Origin of the sequence: Bacillus sp. S10(2024), assembly GCF_050473865.1 — a bacterium.
Taxonomy (GTDB): Bacteria; Bacillota; Bacilli; order Bacillales; family Bacillaceae_G; genus Bacillus_A.
Window position 1 is genome coordinate 4,292,343 of the sequence record NZ_JBFLUR010000002.1, and the last position, 19,211, is coordinate 4,311,553.

Here is a 19,211-nt window from a genome sequence, read left to right on the forward strand (position 1 = left end):
AAGAAGTGAAAGTACCGAGTAACCCCATAACGCTCATGGCGAAAGTATACCGAGATGTGTTTCCGGTCGTACACCATGAGCTGGCAATGTGGAAAGAACGCGCCTACCATATTCCGAATGATGAACTCCATAATCAAGCTTTAGCAAGTATCGAGCATAAAACATTTCACTGTGAAGGCGGTGGAATTTTAGCGCTGCTTGCCGATGAACAGCGCGAGGAATGCATTCGATTCATTGTGGCATATCAAACAATTAGTGATTATTTGGATAATTTATGCGACCGTAGTACATCACTTGATCCGAATGATTTTGCAGCGCTCCATGAGTCAATGCTTGCAGCACTAACACCAGGAAGTGAAGGAAGCAACTATTATCGCTACCGTGATGATCAAGATGATGGTGGTTATTTAGATGAACTTGTAGCAACTTGTCAAGAAGTGCTTACAAAGACGAAGCATTATAACAAGATTGCACCCATTCTTCATGAACTTGCTTGTTATTACTGTGACTTGCAAATTCATAAACATGTAAAGTTAGAAGAAAGAGAAGAACGTTTAAAAACTTGGTTTGCAGCACATCGTGAAAAAGTCCCGCCAATGAGCTGGTTCGAATTTTCTGCTTGTGCAGGTTCAACGCTCGGTATCTTCTGTCTTGTAGCGTATGCATTTCATGATGAATTAACAGACGATGATATTATGAAAATTAAACAAGGGTATTTTCCTTATGTACAAGGATTACATATTTTACTTGATTACTTCATTGACCAAGAAGAAGACCGTATTGGCGGAGATTTAAATTTTTGTAGTTACTATGAGAATAAAGAAGCAACTCTTGAGAGATTGCAACATTTTGTAATAGAGGCAGAAAGAAGTTTAGAACAACTGCCGCATATGAAATTCCATCGTCTCATAAGCCGCGGTCTACTTGGAATTTATTTATCTGACGAGAAAGTGTCGCAGCAAAAAGAAATGCAGTACATGGCACGGCGCATTGTGAAATACGGGGGCCTTACTTCACGCTTTTTCTATTGGAATGGAAAGATGTATCGGAAGAAGATGGCGCAGTGATGAAAACGAGCTGGATTCTACAGGAAGTAGGATGCAGCTCGTTTTTTATCTAAAATAGGGGAGAACACTCCCACCTCAAGGAATGTGAAGGGCGTATTTTAAATGCTACCGTAAGACTTCTAACCGTAGGAACTACGGGGGTAGCCTACTAAGATAATCAAAGGATACTTTGGTATTCGTAGGAATCCCCCACTTCACACAGTCCGTAAGGACGTTAAGTGGCGGGTAGTTCAAGTTAATGCAGATCATTCCGATGCTGATTATCTCTTCCTAGTTCCTCATGAATGGTTTGGTTATCTGATTTATTTGGAGCTTCGGATTTATATTTTCGCTGTAAGAAAAATCCTACACTAATAAGAAAAATGCAAATGGACCAAAATATGATACCGAAGATCGTCATGTATTCGCCCCCTTTTTCTATGATGAGACATTAATCTATCCAATAGAAAGACAATATTGAATACACTGTTCTGTGGAGAGAATCAGTTCTTGATCTCCTTTTTTTAAACGTATTTGTAATGCTCTTTGAAAATAAGCTAAAGCTGTAGAAATATCTCCTTCATCAATTTTACATTTCCCGTAATGCTGATAAAAAAAGTCCTCATACACAGTTAACTCATTTTGCTGTAATAGGTATAAAAGTTCAGTGAAAATTTTATGTGCTTCTTCAAAGTTTCTTTCCCAGTGGTAAACGTGGGCAAGGCGAAGTTTATTAATAAAAAGTCCTCGTATACGCTGGGAAGTTTCATATTGTTCGATAGCTTGCTGTAAATAGAATTTACTTTCGGATAAATTTCCTACGATTCGTTCGTAGACTCCAATTAGACCACATTGTTTTGCATAGGATATATCCGGGGTAGTTAAATTTGTTTTCAAAAATGCAATACCTTGTTTCATCTGTTCAAGAGATAAAGGCTTTTCACGAAGGGTTTCATCAAATGTATAGCCCATTTCGAATGGGATATGTTTCATTTTTTGTATGTCTCCTTTTGAAGAGATAAATATTTGTTTACAACTGCTTTGGCAAGACATGTTGAGGAGTCTATAATGTGAAAGTGATTTTGTGATGTCTCTAATACGACATTTAAATCTGTACATGCGATGACAGCAGCATCGACAGTTTCAGCTAACTCTAGGCATAGTGTATTCCACAAGTTACTGGCTTCGTTTGTTTGTCCGATTTTTATTTTATATATAATTTGATTTATAGCAGTTTGCCAGCTGTCTTTTTGAATATAATCAATATCACGTTTTAAAAATCCCTCTTGATATATACCGGATTGAACGGTTGAATCCGTTGCTAAAAGAGCTACGTTTTCCGTGTGAGGAGGAATTTCTTTTAGTGTTTCATCCACCATATTTAATACTGGAATTGAGATGGATGTCTGCAGTTGATCAAAATAAACATGTGCCGTATTACATGGCATAGCGATAAAGTCGACACCCGTACTCTCAAGTTTTTGTGCGCCGTTTATAATTGCACGTTTCATATCTTCATGGTTAATAGCTTTATCGATATAGAACGGTGTTGGACATGAGTAGATCATCATATGAGGAAAGTCCATGTCATCTTTCGCCCCGTAAATGTTTTGACATTGTTTTACTACGTTATCAACGAATGGCCCGGTAGACTTTGGGCCCATTCCTGCTAGTATTCCAATCATTGTTGTTCATCCCCTTTGTTTTCATTCGGATATAGAAATTCTTGTTTTGAGTTAGAGAATCCTTCTTAGAAAATAAAAAAATACGCGCAGTATGCACGTATTTTTGTTGGTGTATTCATGTCGAAGCGCCGATATATTGGCGCAGCGCTTGTTCTATCTTTTCTCAATCGCCACAATAAATGGCGGGTTATTTTGTTGGTTCATAAATTCGTACTTTAGTACGTGTGCTTCTTTTTGTTCTAGCTGTTCTGCAAATTTGACAACGGCATCGCGTTCTGTCTGTCCTTCAGGATGTCCGTGATAAATGACAAGGACGATGATTCCTTCTGGTGCCATAACTTCTAATAGCTGCTGCAAGGCAGAAAGAGTTGAGTTTGGTTTCGTGACAATGCTTTTATCACCGCCGGGAAGGTAGCCTAAGTTAAAGATCGCTCCTGTTACTTTTCCTTTTGTGTCTTCTGGTAATACAGCTGTTAATGTATCGTGGCTATCGTGAATAAGAACAGCACGCTCGTTTAATCCTTTTTCTTGTAGCCGTGCGCTTGAGTTTGTGATAGCTTCTTCTTGAATATCGAAGCCAAATACTTTTCCGCTTTCGCCGACAAGCTCTGCTAAAAAGCACGTATCATGACCGTTGCCTAGCGTTGCGTCAACGGCGTAATCTCCTTCTTTCACCGCTCGCTCTAGCAGCGTACGAGCAAAAGGTAAGATGCGTTCTAGCTTCATACTGGCTTCACCTCATTTGCATATTTGCCTTGCCAGCTGCCGCGGCGTACAAATTCAGCATCAATTGCATTTAATACTTCCCACTTGTTCAAGCTCCACATCGGACCGATCATTAAGTCGGGTGGACCGTCACCTGTGATGCGGTGCACGATGACATCTGATGGAATGATTTCAAGCTGATCAACAACGAGATTTACGTAATCTTCAAGAGACAGAAATTGTAGTTGTCCTTTTTCATATTGCTTTACCATAGGCGTTCCTTTTAATAAGTGCAGCAAATGAATTTTAATCCCTTGAATATCAAGCCTTGCGACTTCGCGTGCTGTTTCCATCATCATGTCATAGTCTTCAAGCGGGAGACCGTTAATGATATGTGAGCAAACGTTAATATTATGCTTACGAAGTTTATTGACACCTTCTACATATAAAGGATAATCGTGAGCACGGTTAATCAGAAGCGCTGTACGTTCATGTACGGTTTGCAAGCCAAGCTCGACCCAAAGGTACGTACGTTTATTTAAATCAGCTAAATATTCGACAACATCATCAGGTAAGCAGTCTGGCCTTGTAGCGATAGAAAGACCAACAACACCTTCTTCTTGTAAAAGAGGTTCAAATTTTTCTTTTAGCACCTCAACAGGAGCGTGTGTATTCGTATAAGCCTGGAAATAGGCAATACACTTACCATCTTTCCATTTCGTATGCATTTTTTCTTTCATTTCATGATATTGCGTAACAACATCATCACGGCGGTCGCCGGCAAAGTCGCCAGAACCAGCCGCACTACAAAATGTACAGCCGCCGTAAGCAACTGTGCCATCGCGGTTTGGGCAGTCAAATCCAGCATCTAAGGAAACTTTAAAGATTTTCTCACCGAAATGCCCGCGTAGATGGTAGTTCCACGTATGGTAACGTTTATTGTCATTTGAATATGGGAAAGGATTTTGGACTTTCATGTTATTCCTCCTCAATGATATGAGCAAAAATCATTATAACATACTCATAAGGTTCATATAGAACGGACAAGCTAAAGGAGAATATAGGTAAGGAGGAACAATCATGGCAGAGCGTGAATCACTGGAAGCATGTATTCAAAATGCACAAAAAGCAATGGAGTATGCAAAAGAACAATTAGAAATTGGAATGAGACAAGAACATTACAATACGATGGAATATTCTGATGCTCAGCTTCAATTAGAACAATCTTACAATGAGATGCAAACGATGCAGCACTATGCAAATGATGAACAACGCGAACAATTAAATCGCGCACGTATGGCAATACGACAATTACAACATCAGATGATTATTACACCGCATTAATAAGGAGTGATCGAAATGGCAACACGTTCAGATCAAAATAACCCAGAACAAAAAACACAAAATGGACATAATGCTGAGTTTTCCAATGAATTAGATCCAGTCGTACAAGCAAAGCAAAACAATCGTAAAAAAGGACAACCGCAAAAATCAAAGCAATCTGAGTAAGCCAGGTCGAAAGATGACCTGGTTTTATTTTTTCAACATTACAAAAGTGTAAGCAAAATGTAAGTTTAATCAATGGTAGCTAATGACTGAAAGGTACAAAATAGGAACAGGAAAACAAAGTACAGGAGGATTTATATGAAAACACCAGTTGTAGACGTGAAAAATATTCAAAAAGTATACGGTAAAAAAGGTGAGAGCCAATCACATGCATTAAAAGGCGTATCATTCTCTATTCAAGAAGGTGAATTTGTTGGGATTATGGGACCATCTGGCTCTGGGAAAACAACATTATTAAATGTTATTTCAACATTAGATAAGGCGACGGGCGGCATTGTTGAAATTGCAGGTACAGATATTACGAAAATGAAGCAAGGAGAATTATCTGATTTCCGTTCACAAAAATTAGGATTCATATTCCAAGATTTTAATTTACTAGAAAATCTATCAATTTATGAAAACATTGCATTGCCTCTTTCACTGCAAGGCGTTTCTTCAAGAAAGATTGGACCGAAAGTGGAGAAGGTAGCAGAAATGCTAGGGATTTCAGAGATTCTTCAAAAATATCCATCTGAAGTATCTGGTGGACAAAAACAACGTTCAGCGGCGGCACGTGCACTTGTACATGAACCTGCCATTATTTTAGGTGACGAGCCAACCGGAGCACTGGATTCTAAAAATGCAACAAGTTTGCTAGATGCGATGACAAGCTTAAATGAAGAACAAGGTGTTTCTATTATGATGGTTACACATGATCCGTATAGTGCAAGTTATTGCCGACGTATTTTATTTATCCAAGATGGTGAGTTATATAAAGAAATTCACCGCAAGGGTACACGTGAAGAATTTTATAAAGAAATTTTAGATGTGCTGGCAGGCTTAGGCACACAAAAAGCGTAAGAAAGGAGGTTCAATCATGTTATTTAAGCTTTCCATGTCAGGACTGAAAAGTAAGCTGAAAGACTATATCGTTTTACTAACTGGTCTTGTTATGTCAATTTCTATTTTTTATATGTTTCAAACGCTTGCGCTGAATAAAGCGTTTCTTGAATCTAATTCCGTGATTAGTGCAATTGGATTTGTCTTTCATGCTGGTTCGTTCTTATTAGCAATTATAACGTTTTTCTATATTTTATATGCGAATTCGTTCTTATTATCTCTTCGTCAAAAAGAGTTCGGTATGTATATGATGTTAGGAGCAAAAAAGCGTAAGGTTACATTGCTTATGTTTATAGAAACAATTGTAATTGGATTCGCATCTCTTATAATCGGGATTGTAGTTGGTGCGGGGCTAGCACAAGGAATCGGTCAGTTACTTATGAAGCAGCTGGAGTTTCATGCGGACGGTTATCATGCATTTTATGTCCCATCGATGACGGTTACTTGTATCTTCTTCGTTGCATTATTTGTGTTATCAGCAATTATGAATAGTATTAAATTATCACGTATTTCAGTATTGCAACTTGTACATGCAGATGCGCAAGCAGAGCGCGTTACTGTAAAAGGAAAAATGACTGTTGTTGTTGCATTCCTTGCACTAATCTTATTAGCAATTGGTTATGCTTCTATGATTTATATGGAAAAATTACAACAAGTGGGTATCATCATTGCATTGATTACAACAACAGCTGGAACGTATATGTTGTTTGCTTCTGTCCTTCCACTTGTAATCAAAAAGCTGAAAAGTAATAAAAAACGAAGCGAAAAAGGACTTAATGCCTTTACATTTGCACAGCTAAACTTTCGTATTAACAGCTTAACGAGAGTGTTAGCAACGGTAGCGATGTTAGTTGCACTTGGTGCGGGGGCTATTTCTGGCGGTATGGCATTTAAAAATAACACTATGATGATGGTTGATGGTGTTGAAATATATGATTCAGTCATTCATAACCCAACAGCAGAAGAGAAGAAAATTTTAGACGGTATTACATTCAATGAGAAAAATGAATATCGTTATAAAGTCGATGAGAAGTTTGTTTATTATTTAAAAGAAGATTTAGAGAAACATCCCCCATTAGTACATGATGGTATAGGAAAAGAAAGCTTTGGTAAATTCAAACGTGTTTCAGGAGATCTTCCTGTAGGTGCCGTTTCAAAAGATAGTCAAGAAAAAGCAGTAGCAATCCCAGAAGAATGGGGCGAGGCGCTAAGAAGTATTCAGCCATTTTATTTATACCGCAATCAAGCGATTAAAATTGTCGATCAGAAGATGTACAATGAGGTAAAAGGAAGAGAAGGCGTTGTCTTTATTGGAAAAACAGATGATTTTATTGCACACAAAAATGAGTGGAAAAAACTTGATGAGTTGCAACTAAAGAAACATAAAGATGTAAAAGCAGATGATTTAGCAACGAAATACGCGATGTATACTGGATTTTATGGCATTGCGAGCGGAACCGTATTTATGGGCTTCTTCCTAGGAATTGCGTTCTTAGCAATGATGGCAAGCTGTTTAATGTTTAAAATCCTATCCGGAGCATCAAAAGATATTACACGTTACAACATGCTTCGTAAAATTGGTGTACGTCGTGAGTTGTTAACGAAGTCAATTTATAAAGAATTGTTCTTAGTATTCTTATTCCCTGCGATAATCGGGATTGTGCACGTATTAATCGGAATGAATATTTTTAGCTTCATCTTAATTAATCCATATTTCCGTATTTGGCTTCCAATTGTCATTTTCGTAGTCATTTATACAATCTATTATTTTATTACAGTTCAATTGTATAAAGGAATTGTTCTTCCAAAAGAGGAATAGGATTTGGGAAATACCGAGCACCAGCGCTCGGTATTTTTTACATCTACAAGAATGTAACGTATTAAACCTGTTATAAAGCGATTACACGAGGAGGTTCTAGAAAATGAATAAGAAAAAAATAGGCATATTTATTTTAGGATTATTATTTATACTCGTTCCGTTATATATGTATATCTTTTTAATAGAGCATGAAGATAAAGTAGCGCTAACATCTGACATGATATCAAAGGTACAATATTTAGAAACAGATTCGGTTGCTGAAGGTACGATTACAGATGGTGGCCAAGAGGCGAGAGATGTATTTCAAAAGTTAATCAGTTCAAAAAAAGTGGTAACACAAAAAGAATTTTTCAAGAAGAGATTTTTTGAACAATCTTCGCACCGTAAAATTGATTTTGTGTTAGATAAAGGGAAAAAAGTTACATTTAATGTAGTATTGTTTAACGTTGAACCATACTATGCCGAAGCTTATGTTCAATGTGTTGGAAACAAAACGATTTATCACTTAAATAAAGAAGATGCAACAGATATAGGAATGCAATTTATGAATCGATAATTTGTTCATCAAAAAAAGCACTTATGAAATTTTCAAAAGTGCTTTTTTTAATGAACAAGGATTTTGTACACAAATCCCCCCTTATCAAGAAGGGTAGCTTGATAAGGGGGCGCTAAAAAGAAAGAGTAGGAGAAACACAAGCATGGAAGTGAACAGTAAAATGGTTAAATACTCAATTTTCGGAAAACTTTAAAACTGAAGGGTTTTTTCGTTTCTCTCTTTCTTTATGATATGAGTGTATCATTAATAATAAAATAAATCAACGAAAAAAAGACAATATTCTTATTAATTCGACATTTTTCGATAATTTGACAAATTTTATTCCAATAGAATAATTAGCTTCAGAAAGCAGAGAGTTTTTATGTCAAATAATTTATACATGACTAAATTATGAGTGTATAAATTATTTGATAATTATGGTTGAAGTGCGTCTGTTTTGTGAAAGTACACATTGGCACAGTTCTTGCTTATATGAACTAAGGAAGGAGGGGGGATTTAGCAGTAGCTGTAATAAGAGAATGCTTATTGAAAATATAGGCCGCTGATTCTACGGACATAACTGGGGGAAACTGTTGTTAATAAAGATATATATAAGTTTTTTAGTTTAAAAAGTCAGAATTTTCATTATTTTTAAAAAAGGAGAAAATAGTATGGCAAAACACTCGAAATTTTATAAACTGATGCTTGGCGTGGGGCTTGTTACGATATCATGTAATGGATTGCAAATTCAAGCAGAGACAAATGAAAAAAATACGAAGAATGTATTACAAATGGAGCCCGTAGGAATACAGCAATCCGTTGATGAGATAGCGCACTCTTCGAATGTACAAGAAAATGCATCCTTTACAAAACGGCTAAAGCTAGCAGATTTATCGCAGCGTCCACTAGCGCCAAACGAGAATGCTAAACAGTTAGCTGAAGAAAAAAAATATTCGATGGCTGAATTGAATCAATTAAGCAACAAACAATTAACCGATCTTCTTGTGACGATTAAATGGTATCAAATTCCGGAGTTATTTCAGTTTAATAGTGATAGTCTTAAGTTCTATCAAGATGATAGCCGCGTGCAAGCGATTATTGATAAATTAGCAGAACAAGGTCGAACGTATACGCAAGATGATTCAAAAGGAATTGAGACATTAGGAGAAACGTTACGTGCAGCATTTTATTTAGGTTTTTATCATGATGAATTAAGCAAACTAAACGAGCGTAGCTATCATGATAAATGTTTACCGGCTTTGAAAGCAATTGCGAAAAATCCAAATTTCAAACTTGGTACACTGGAACAAAACAAAGTTATTTCATTGTATGGAAAGCTAATTGGAAACGCATCAGCTGATGCTGAAGTGATTCAATATGCAGGTGGGATTTTCAAGCAATATAACGATGATCTTGCAACTTTCATTGAAGATAGAACAAAAGGCGATGCTGTATATGAATTGATGAGAGGAATTGATTATGAAGTTCAATCGTATATGTATGATACAAACAAAGAACCAAAAGATACGATGTGGTATGGAAAAATTGATAATTTTATTAATGAAATAAATCGTTTTGCACTAATTGGTACGGTGACAGACAAAAACGGATGGTTAATTAATAATGGAATTTATTATGCTGGCCGATTTGGCAAGCTTCATAGTACACAGGCAAAAGGACAGCAAGTTGTGACAGAAGCGATGCGGATTTATCCATATTTAGGAGAGCAATATTTTGTTGCGGCCGAACAAATTACTTCAAACTACGGCGGAGTAGATGCGAACGGAAAAACAATAGATTTAGATCAAATTCGAGAAGATGGTAAGAAGAAATATTTACCGAAAACGTATACATTTGATGACGGGGCAATCATCTTGAAAGCAGGCGATAAAGTTAGCGAAGACAAGATTAAGCGTTTATACTGGGCGGCAAAAGAAGTACGCTCTCAATTTTATCGTACAGTTGGTAGTGATAAGCCGCTTGAAAATGGACATACTGATGATGTGTTAACGATGGTGATTTATAATAGCCCAGATGAATATCAATTTAACCGTCAATTGTACGGCTATGAAACGAATAATGGTGGAATTTATATTGAAAACGTTGGAACGTTCTTTACATATGAACGTACACCGCAGCAAAGTATTTTTAGTTTAGAAGAATTATTCCGTCATGAATTTACACACTATTTACAGGGAAGATACGAAGTTCCCGGATTATGGGGACAAGGAGATATGTATCAAAATGAACGCTTAACTTGGTATGAAGAAGGAAATGCGGAGTTCTTTGCAGGTTCAACGCGATTAGATAGCGTAGTACCACGTAAAAGTATGATTGGTGGATTATCTAATGATCCAGCGAAACGATATACGGCAGAGCAAACATTAAATGCGAAATATGGAACGTGGGATTTTTATAATTATTCGTTTGCACTGCAATCTTATATGTATAATAACCGCCCTGATATGTTCGATAAAGTGCATGATTTAATTCGTGCAAATGATGTCCCAGGTTATGATGCGTACCGCTCTGCATTAAGTAAAGATAGTAAATTAAATGCAGACTATCAATCTTATATGCAAATGCTAATTGATAATCGTGATAATTATACAATTCCGCAAGTATCAGATGATTATGTAGCACAGCATAATCCGAAAGCACTTTCCGATGTTACGGCGGATATTACAAATGAAGCGAAGTTAAAAGATGTGAAGGTAACAAAGAATAAATCACAATTCTTTAATACATTTACACTACAAGGAACATATATAGGAAGTGCGTCAAAAGGAGAAGCTGCGGACTGGAAAGTGATGAATCAAACAACGAATGACATGCTGAAACATCTTTCCGAAAAAGAGTGGAGCGGATACAAAACATTGACTGCTTATTTCGTGAATTACCGCGTCAATGCGGCTGGACAATTTGAATATGATGTTGTGTTTAGCGGAATAAATACAGAAGAAGATCCTATTGTAGAAAAAGAACCGAATAATGAATTTAATACAGCGAACCCACTAGCGCTCAACGTGTTATTACGAGGTAATCTAAGTGATCAAGATCAAGTTGACCGCTTTGTTATTGATGTAAAGGATCCGAAAGATTTACAGATTACCGTTACGAATGAACAAAACATTGGACTGAATTGGGTATTATATTCTGAGTCAGATCTTAATAATTATGCCGCTTATGCAACGAAGCGTGACGGAAATAAATTACTTGGAAATTATAATGCGAAGCCAGGGAAATATTACTTGAGTGTATATAAATATAGCGGTGGAACAGGGAATTATACAGTACAGGTAAAATAGTTGAATGAAGAATTTAAAGATCAAACCCACAGAGAAAATAAAGTCTCTGTGGGTTATTCTTAGTTATCATGCTAGAGAAAGAATAGTGAATTTTGGTAATAAATGTTATGCTGGAAAAGAAACAATAGGGTGGAGAATAGTAATGAAACAAGCTTTAGTTGTCATTGATGTGCAGGAGATTTTCTTTCTTGAACCGCAAAACTTTTTATATGATAAAGAACGTGTAGTTGAAAATATAAACAAGTTAATTACGAAAGCTCACGAAAAAATATCCCAGTTATTTTTATTCAACATACGAGTACAGAGGAAACGGATGAAATGTTTGAAGGAAAAGATGGGTGGCAATTACATAAGGGGCTAGTGAAAACTTCTGCGGATAAAGTTATTCAAAAAACGAAATGGGATGCATTCTATCAAACAGAGCTATTAGATTACTTACAAGAGAAAGAAATTGAGCAAATTATTTTTGCAGGAGCTCAAACTGAATTTTGTTTGGATACTACAATTCGAGCTGCTTATAGCTTAGGTTACCAAAATAACCTTCTTTCTAGAAATACACAAAGTACAATAACGAGTGCAGTATTAGAAGCACAGCAAATTATTCAGCATCATGAAAATATTTGGAATAACCGATTTTTAAAAATTGTAGAATTAGATACAGTGCTATGAAAAAAAGCTAGCAAACAATTTATTTGTTTGCTAGCTTTTTTGTTAACGAGTGATATACGTGGTTGCAAAAATAAACTATGGGAAGTTGTGCATACATAGCCTTCCGTTTTAAATAAGAGTTATTAAAATATCCAATCGAAGGCAGTATAAATGCCAAGTAGAGCAAACAAAATGATTAATATAAGCACCGAGATACATCCAAAAGGAATGAGCTTATCTTGCCACGTTTCTTCATATTCTTCAATTATGCTTTCTTTTACTTTTTCTTGCAGAGAAGATGCGATAGGTTCAGAACATAACTTTTGAATTATTTCGTTATCCCCTTTAAATTTTAAGGCCCTAACTATATGACTAACGTTGTTCCCCATAGATTTTTCAAATAGTGAACACGCCTTAATCATTTCAGGTGTTTTCTGCTCTTCTAAGTACCAATATCGTCCAGCCATTGCGGGATGTTGTAATTTGTAATAGATATCTCCTAGTTTCTTACGAAGGTCTAATGCATTAGGATAAGTCGAAATTAGACCATGTAGTCGATCTCTTGCTTTTCCTAAATCATTATTTTGAATATCATTTTCGATTTTTTTTAACGTTTTTTCAGGTATGTTGTTAATGAGATAACTCTCCTTTTCATTTTACAAATTGTTTAGGATATTCTCTCGTGTGGTTTTCATGATCACGCCAATCATATGTTTCTTGTTTTGGAATATGTAAAGTTTGATTGCCGATTTTAACTGTAGTCTCATCAATCCATTCAACGAGTGGATCGTTATCAGGATAATTCCAGTATATCGTTTTAGTAGAATTCGTTTTAAGATGAATTAGTTCACCTCTAACGGCGTTTGCACTTAATGAGTCTCCGGCTTGAACATAAGTTTTCAGTTTATAATCTCCATTTGGGGATTCAATCGTTCGAATTAATTTTCCAGTTGGAACACCTTGCAAACTAAAAAACTTCCAATATACAAAACCAGCTCCAATAATCAATATAGAAAGTAGTACAATTCCTACTTTTCTCTTTGTCTTCTTGATTTCTTTTTGTATTTTTTTCGTATTCATTTGATTCTCCTTAAAAATGGTTATATGTATTTTATACCATTTCATGGATAATTTGTATGTATGGTCAGATGACTGTGCTTTAAGGGAAAATCTCTTAGGAAAGGCAATTCGTTTCCATACAAGAAAATATTTTTTTATTTTTTTGTCACAAACCGCAAATTTGTGGTTTCTTTATAGTGACAGTACCAATAAGGAGGAAGAAACGAGTGGAGGTGACTGCTTCGTTGCTAAATATGTATGAACAAGATTCAGTTTCAAATATACAGTTTCAAGATGTATTTAAACAATATTATGCTCACGTTGTTAGACAAATTATGCGGATTGTGCGAGATCAAGCAATTGCTGAAGATTTAGCGCAAGAAGTATTTTTGCAATTATATCATACAGAATGGAAACAGATTGAAAGTTTATCAGCATGGCTTGCAAAAGCATCTATTTATGCAGCATATAACTATTTACGATCTGAAAAAAGGCATCAAGCAAGGATCGAAAAAGAAGCAAATTATAAACAGTCAATTAGTAGTCCATCATCGGAAGAACAATGTATTCAAAAAGAAGAGATTACTCACGTACAAAGTACATTAAGAGAAATGGATGAGCGTGAACGGACCCTCTTATTAATGAAGTTTTCAGGATTTCAATATAAAGAAATCGCGGAGGCTACTCATATGGAAGTGTCTTCGGTTGGAACAATGCTTGCAAGAGCTAAGGCAAAATTTCGGAAGATGTATAGAGGGATAAAGGAGGAATGACAAATGAAATGCCAAGATATTGGATTTATTCAGGCGTACTTAGATGGAGAGTTAAACCGCAATGAAAGAAAGCAATATATTCAACATCTTGACCAATGTAAATCATGTCAACAGAAGTTAGAAGAAATGAGCAAGCTTAATCAATGGGGACAAGTGGTATTGGATGATGAATTCACAAACGTTGGTCAAGAGATTGATATCGACGTTGAGCGAGCTTGGAACACCTTTGAACAAAATATACAAAATCATAAGACGGAAGAAACAAACAGTAAGGAAATTAAAAAGAAGGGAAGATGGGAGAATATGAAGAAATCATCTAAACGTTGGATTACTGCAGCAGCAGCGGCGGCAGTTGTGTGTGTGTCTTTAACAGTTCCAGAAGTACGAGCAGGAGCAAGTAGCTTGTTATCAATTTTTCGAGTAAAGGATGTACAGTTCGTTCAACTTACCGATTCGGACTTACGTGAAATTGAAGGATGGATCTCTAAAACGGAAGAAGGAGAAAAGTCCATTAAAGGAATTGGGAAAATAGGAATCAAAGATAACGGGAGTAAAAAAGATGCTCATTTTCAGTCGGAACAGCAAGCAAGAGAAGCTGGATATGCTGTCCCGAAAGTGCCAAATGGATATCGTGTAACGAATGTAGATGTGAACCCATCATTTATTATGCAATTTGAACTCGATACAGAAAAAGCTAATAAGTTGTTGAAACAACTACAAAGCAATACGCAGTTTGAGAGTGCTTTGAATGGCAAACAGTTTTCAGTCACAGTTCCAGAATCAGTACGCACACAAATAGAAATTGAGGGCGATCGAGCATCAAGTGGTTTTTCTTATAATGTAATTGATACACCAAAAATTTCTGTTCCAGAAGGTGTAGATGTTGCGAAATTACAAAAAACAGTTTTAGAGCTTCCAATTATTCCTGGGAATGTGAAAACACAACTTGCAGGTATTCAAGATTGGACACATACATTGCCGATTCCTTATGTAGCAAAAGATGCAAAAGTATCGGAGACAAGTGTTCAAGGAGTAAAGGCTGTTTTATATAATACAGAATATGAAAACGTACTTATTTGGGAAAAAGATGGGAAAATGCACATGATTGAGCAACATAAAGAGCAAGGAAAAGATATGAATGCAAGTAATCTTATGAAACTTGCAAATGAATTAAAATAATGATTGAACAAGAGCGGCTCCGCAAAAAGGGGCGGCTCTGTTCCTGTATAGGGCGGAGGTAAAACATGAACGAAGACTGGATTATACAAACAAAGAATTTAACAAAACAATATAACGGAAAAGGAGGGATCCGTAATATTTCATTAGATGTGCCGCGCGGTACTGTATTCGGATTTATAGGTCCTAACGGTGCAGGGAAAAGTACGTTTGTGCGAACGATGCTTGGATTGATTCATCCGGATTCTGGAACAGCACAAATGCTAGGACAACCAATTGGAACAATTGAATCAAAACGACGCATTGGCTATTTACCTGAGCTGTTTCGCTATCCAGATTGGCTGACTGGTTGGCAATTGCTTGAAACGCATGCGAAATTATGCGATCTTCCTTTTCGGGAGCGGAAAGCAAAAATGAATGAGGTTATTGAAAAGGTAGGTCTAAAGGGAAGGGAAAAGGAAAAAATTCGCGGTTATTCAAAAGGAATGCAGCAACGTATCGGACTTGCTTGCGCTTTGCTTTCTGATCCAGAATTGATTTTTTTAGATGAACCAACATCCGCGCTTGATCCAATCGGGCGAAAAGAAGTGCGTCATCTAATGGAAGAGCTTCGGGACCAAGGGAAGACCGTATTTTTAAACAGCCATCTATTAAATGAAATTGAACATGTATGTGATCACGTCGCGATTATTAATAAGGGAGAGTTAATTGTCCAAGGAGATTGGCGCTCATTGATGATGATTCAAACGGAAGTTGAAGTAACACTTGGTGAAAAGAGCGAATTATTCTTTAAACAACTGCCTCCTTTTATTAAAAATGTAAGGAAGATAGAAGAACAGCAAAATCGTAAACGTTGGATTATAACTTTGCAACAAGAAAATGACATTCCTAGATTGTTAGAAGCATTTGTATCACTACACATTCCTGTGTATCAGTTAAATCCGGTTCACCCGCATTTGGAAGATGTGTTTATGTACTGGGTAAATAAGAAAGAGGGGACGCAGCATGTGGACAATCGCCAAGTTATCATTTAAAGAAATTCTGTTAAAGCGTATTTTTACTATTACGTTATGTATGACATTTGCCTTTTTAATATTTTATGGGGTGGCCATTCATTATGCCGTCAGTGAAATCCTTCCAGGAGAATCTAGCGGTCTTTCGGCAACTCAAGATTTTATAAGTAAAAGTTTTATTTCTACACAGCTTCTTGGTGTGGGGTTATATTTTTCTTCATTTATTACTGCGCTGCTAGCTATTTTAAGTAGTGTTGGCAGTATTGCCAATGAAATTGAAAGTCATCAAATTGATACGTGGCTAACGAGGCCAATCTCACGTTTTTCCTTTTTAATGGGAAAATGGATCGGCTTATGCTTGTTACTGATTGCGTACGCAGCCTTTCTGTTTATAAGTATCGTGCTCATTCATCAAACAATGGGAGGGAGCACGTTTCATTTAGATTTCACGGCGACGCAGATTATAAAAGCATTGGCTCTTTTTTTAATACAGCCCGTTATTTTAATTAGCATCGCGATATTACTAAGCACACGTATGGCGACATTAAATGCTGGCATTGTGTTAATTATTTTGTATGGAACTGGATTTATTGGCGGATTTGTTGAACAAATCGGGACATTGGCACAAAAAACAGCACTTGTAAATATGGGCATAATCGCAAGCCTTTTATTCCCAATTGATACAATGTATCGTAAAATGACAATCTATTTATTTGATTCATCAGACAATCCTTTATCAATCGCCTCACAAGGAGTGTTCGGGAGTGTTTCAACACCAAGTAACATGATGATTGTTTATGCTGTTTTCTATGTATTAGCAGCTATTTTTATAGCGATTCGTACATTTAAATCACGTGATTTATAAGGGAATGAAACTTCAGTGTATTCTCCCAATCCTGTAAAGTATGTGAAAGAGCCATTTCGATTTTGGGATTAGCATAAGCTTTACGCCACTATTTGCAGGAGATGAAAAAATACTGGCGGAAGATTCACTTTATATATCATAGTTAAAGCTCCTTCAATTGTAGAGAAGGAGCTTTAATTATGAGTTTATTGTTTATTTTTTCGTAATACAATAGCTATGATTAGCAACATAACGCCTAATAAACCTGTGAATATTGGATAAAGTAGAGGAAAGAACATGCTTGGAAATCCTTGCATTATGTCTGAATGATGTCCCATTGACATTAAATCTGTATCCGAGAAATTAATAAGTTTTACACCAAGATTATGATTGCTTCTTTCGTTATAAGTGAAGCGTTCTTCAAAAGAAGTACCATCTTGATTGATACGAATAATTTTCCATTTTCTTTTTTCCATAGGAGCATTATCATCTGTTAATCTCTGCACAAAATAAACGTGCTGTTCACCAGTTCGCTTGTTTTTTACGGTTAATATATCTAACCATGAAAAATACTTTCCACCTTTTTGACGATTGGAGAGCCATATCTCATTATCTGAATTTCACTAACTATTAATCAGTTGCCATCTTATTTAAAAACGACTACAATTTTACTGTTATAGATAGAACGAAAAACAACAGAATAGGAGGGGGATTATGCCAAGGAAAGTATGGCTATTAGTAGCCGGGATGATTATTAATGTCACGGGTGCTTCTTTTTTATGGCCTTTTAATACGATTTATTTACATGATCATTTAGGAAAGTCGTTATCTGTGGCTGGAATGGTATTAATGATTAACTCGTTAACAGGAGTAATTGGTAATTTACTCGGCGGTACGTTATTTGATAAATGGGGCGGATATAAGTCCATTTTAGTTGGAATTGTGATTACATTATTAGCGATTCTAGGATTGGTATTTTTCCATGGCTGGCCATTTTATGTTGTTTGGCTGGCGTTAATTGGATTTGGTTCTGGAATGGTATTTCCGGCGATGTATGCGATGGTCGGAACGGTTTGGCCAGAAGGCGGCCGGAGAGCGTTTAATGCGATGTATGTTGGACAAAACGTTGGGATCGCTGTTGGAACGGTGTGCGGTGGTTTAGTTGCTTCTTATCGCTTCGATTATATTTTTTTAGCGAACTTTATTTTATACTTTATTTTCTTCTTAATCGCTTTTATTGGATTCCGTGGTATGGAAGATAAGAAAGAGAAATATGACAAAGTAAAAGAAAAAACGAAAAATGGTTGGTCACTTACACCAGGATTCAAAGCGCTTCTTATTGTATGTGTAGCATATGCTTTATGCTGGGTTGCATATGTACAATGGCAAGGAGCGATTGCAACGCACATGCAGGAACTGAATATTAGTCTTCGCCACTATAGCTTATTATGGACGATAAACGGAGCGATGATTGTTTGTGCCCAGCCGCTAATAAGCATGATTATTAGCGCGATGAAACGTTCTTTAAAACAACAAATTATGATCGGAATTGGTATTTTTGCAGTGTCGTTTATCGTATTAAGTCAAGCGCAGCAATTTACAATGTTCCTTGTCGCAATGGTGACATTAACAATTGGGGAATTATTTGTTTGGCCAGCTGTGCCAACGATTGCGAATATCCTTGCTCCAAATGATAAGCTCGGTTTCTATCAAGGTGTTGTAAATAGTGCAGCGACTGTTGGGAAGATGTTTGGACCGGTTGTCGGCGGAGCAATTGTTGATTTATATAATATGGAAGTATTGTTTATTGCAATCATGGTAATGCTTGTAGTAGCAATTATCGCAACGAGTATTTATGATAAGAGAGTACGTGTTGAAGAAACAGAAGAAGAAAAAGTTGCAGTTTAGTTTGACGGAACATGTAACTTGTTTTAGAATATACTTTAAATAACTCATATGTAATAACAGTGAGAAGGAGTAGTAGTAATAGAAACTGGTTTAGAGAGTTGACGGTCGGTGCAAGTCAATCCACGTTTCGTTATGAACTCGCCTTTGAGTTGCAGTTGTGAAACAAAGTAGCAATTGCCGTCCATCCACGTTACGGATCTAAGCGAATGTATTTATGCATTAATTTAGGGTGGTACCGCGGGAATAT

20 protein-coding genes, 1 pseudogene and 1 other annotated feature (1 of these 22 only partly in view) are annotated in these 19,211 nt (G+C 36.4%); of the genes and pseudogenes, 13 read left to right on the forward strand and 8 right to left on the reverse strand.

Features of this window, described 5'->3' with window-relative positions:
* The first annotated feature begins 5 nt into the window (after positions 1-5).
* On the forward strand, positions 6-1,067 hold the full coding sequence (locus tag AB1280_RS21830; protein ID WP_429757389.1) for a tetraprenyl-beta-curcumene synthase family protein: 1,062 nt from the start codon (positions 6-8) through the stop codon (positions 1,065-1,067).
* A 235-nt stretch (positions 1,068-1,302) separates the two neighbouring features.
* On the opposite strand, the gene AB1280_RS21835 is transcribed toward AB1280_RS21830, so the two are convergent.
* The 5 genes from AB1280_RS21835 to AB1280_RS21855 form a co-directional block, all read right to left on the reverse strand.
* Positions 1,303-1,467, reverse strand: a complete 165-nt coding sequence (locus AB1280_RS21835; protein WP_429756982.1) for a hypothetical protein — start codon at positions 1,465-1,467, stop codon at positions 1,303-1,305.
* Between the two features lie 35 nt (positions 1,468-1,502).
* The gene (locus AB1280_RS21840; RefSeq protein ID WP_429756983.1) at positions 1,503-2,039 is read right to left on the reverse strand and encodes a hypothetical protein; all 537 of its coding nucleotides are present in this window, start codon (positions 2,037-2,039) and stop codon (positions 1,503-1,505) included.
* The gene (locus AB1280_RS21845) at positions 2,036-2,731 is read right to left on the reverse strand and encodes an aspartate/glutamate racemase family protein (RefSeq protein ID WP_429756984.1); all 696 of its coding nucleotides are present in this window, start codon (positions 2,729-2,731) and stop codon (positions 2,036-2,038) included. The genes AB1280_RS21840 and AB1280_RS21845 overlap by 4 nt, the downstream gene beginning before the upstream one ends.
* A gap of 153 nt (positions 2,732-2,884) precedes the next feature.
* A complete protein-coding gene (locus AB1280_RS21850) occupies positions 2,885-3,457 on the reverse strand; it encodes a class I SAM-dependent methyltransferase (RefSeq protein WP_429756985.1) in 573 nt (190 codons plus the stop codon).
* Positions 3,454-4,413: a TIGR01212 family radical SAM protein gene (locus tag AB1280_RS21855; RefSeq protein ID WP_429756986.1), complete on the reverse strand. Its 960-nt coding sequence runs from the start codon at positions 4,411-4,413 to the stop codon at positions 3,454-3,456. The genes AB1280_RS21850 and AB1280_RS21855 overlap by 4 nt, the downstream gene beginning before the upstream one ends.
* Before the next feature lie 103 nt (positions 4,414-4,516).
* Between AB1280_RS21855 and AB1280_RS21860 the strand changes: the two genes are divergently transcribed.
* The 7 genes and pseudogenes from AB1280_RS21860 to AB1280_RS21890 all read left to right on the forward strand — a co-directional run bounded on the left by AB1280_RS21860 (position 4,517) and on the right by AB1280_RS21890 (position 12,212).
* Positions 4,517-4,780, forward strand: coding sequence for a YtzC family protein (locus AB1280_RS21860; RefSeq protein ID WP_272188574.1), 264 nt, complete (start codon positions 4,517-4,519; stop codon positions 4,778-4,780).
* Positions 4,781-4,795: 15 nt separating this feature from the next.
* Positions 4,796-4,945, forward strand: a complete 150-nt coding sequence (locus AB1280_RS21865; protein ID WP_035436096.1) for a hypothetical protein — start codon at positions 4,796-4,798, stop codon at positions 4,943-4,945.
* Positions 4,946-5,080: 135 nt separating this feature from the next.
* Positions 5,081-5,842, forward strand: coding sequence for an ABC transporter ATP-binding protein (locus AB1280_RS21870; RefSeq protein ID WP_429756987.1), 762 nt, complete (start codon positions 5,081-5,083; stop codon positions 5,840-5,842).
* Between the two features lie 16 nt (positions 5,843-5,858).
* On the forward strand, positions 5,859-7,700 hold the full coding sequence (locus tag AB1280_RS21875; RefSeq protein ID WP_429756988.1) for an FtsX-like permease family protein: 1,842 nt from the start codon (positions 5,859-5,861) through the stop codon (positions 7,698-7,700).
* A gap of 103 nt (positions 7,701-7,803) precedes the next feature.
* Positions 7,804-8,256, forward strand: a complete 453-nt coding sequence (locus tag AB1280_RS21880; RefSeq protein WP_429756989.1) for a hypothetical protein — start codon at positions 7,804-7,806, stop codon at positions 8,254-8,256.
* 650 nt (positions 8,257-8,906) lie between these two features.
* Positions 8,907-11,543 (forward strand): collagenase, encoded by a 2,637-nt coding sequence (locus AB1280_RS21885; RefSeq protein WP_429756990.1) that lies wholly within the window; start codon positions 8,907-8,909, stop codon positions 11,541-11,543.
* 142 nt (positions 11,544-11,685) lie between these two features.
* Positions 11,686-12,212 (forward strand): annotated as a pseudogene (locus AB1280_RS21890) (isochorismatase family protein).
* A 122-nt stretch (positions 12,213-12,334) separates the two neighbouring features.
* Here the strand turns inward: AB1280_RS21890 and AB1280_RS21895 are convergent.
* Positions 12,335-12,826, reverse strand: a complete 492-nt coding sequence (locus tag AB1280_RS21895; protein WP_429757390.1) for a DUF6584 family protein — start codon at positions 12,824-12,826, stop codon at positions 12,335-12,337.
* A gap of 16 nt (positions 12,827-12,842) precedes the next feature.
* Entirely contained in the window at positions 12,843-13,271 is a 429-nt protein-coding gene (locus AB1280_RS21900) for a DUF5412 family protein (RefSeq protein WP_429756991.1), read from the reverse strand.
* 233 nt (positions 13,272-13,504) lie between these two features.
* On the opposite strand from AB1280_RS21900, the gene AB1280_RS21905 reads away from it, so the two are divergent.
* The 4 genes from AB1280_RS21905 to AB1280_RS21920 all read left to right on the forward strand — a co-directional run bounded on the left by AB1280_RS21905 (position 13,505) and on the right by AB1280_RS21920 (position 17,077).
* The gene (locus AB1280_RS21905) at positions 13,505-14,023 is read left to right on the forward strand and encodes an RNA polymerase sigma factor SigX (RefSeq protein WP_429757391.1); all 519 of its coding nucleotides are present in this window, start codon (positions 13,505-13,507) and stop codon (positions 14,021-14,023) included.
* A gap of 3 nt (positions 14,024-14,026) precedes the next feature.
* Positions 14,027-15,202: an anti-sigma factor family protein gene (locus AB1280_RS21910; protein ID WP_429756992.1), complete on the forward strand. Its 1,176-nt coding sequence runs from the start codon at positions 14,027-14,029 to the stop codon at positions 15,200-15,202.
* 65 nt (positions 15,203-15,267) lie between these two features.
* The gene (locus AB1280_RS21915) at positions 15,268-16,233 is read left to right on the forward strand and encodes an ABC transporter ATP-binding protein (protein WP_429756993.1); all 966 of its coding nucleotides are present in this window, start codon (positions 15,268-15,270) and stop codon (positions 16,231-16,233) included.
* The gene (locus tag AB1280_RS21920) at positions 16,205-17,077 is read left to right on the forward strand and encodes an ABC transporter permease (RefSeq protein WP_429756994.1); all 873 of its coding nucleotides are present in this window, start codon (positions 16,205-16,207) and stop codon (positions 17,075-17,077) included. The genes AB1280_RS21915 and AB1280_RS21920 overlap by 29 nt, the downstream gene beginning before the upstream one ends.
* Before the next feature lie 185 nt (positions 17,078-17,262).
* Here AB1280_RS21920 and AB1280_RS21925 read toward each other — a convergent pair whose 3' ends face one another.
* On the reverse strand, positions 17,263-17,562 hold the full coding sequence (locus AB1280_RS21925) for a hypothetical protein (protein ID WP_429756995.1): 300 nt from the start codon (positions 17,560-17,562) through the stop codon (positions 17,263-17,265).
* Between the two features lie 208 nt (positions 17,563-17,770).
* On the opposite strand from AB1280_RS21925, the gene AB1280_RS21930 reads away from it, so the two are divergent.
* Positions 17,771-18,964 (forward strand): MDR family MFS transporter, encoded by a 1,194-nt coding sequence (locus AB1280_RS21930; protein WP_429756996.1) that lies wholly within the window; start codon positions 17,771-17,773, stop codon positions 18,962-18,964.
* Between the two features lie 50 nt (positions 18,965-19,014).
* Positions 19,015-19,211: a binding site (T-box leader), on the forward strand; it runs 17 nt beyond the window's last position.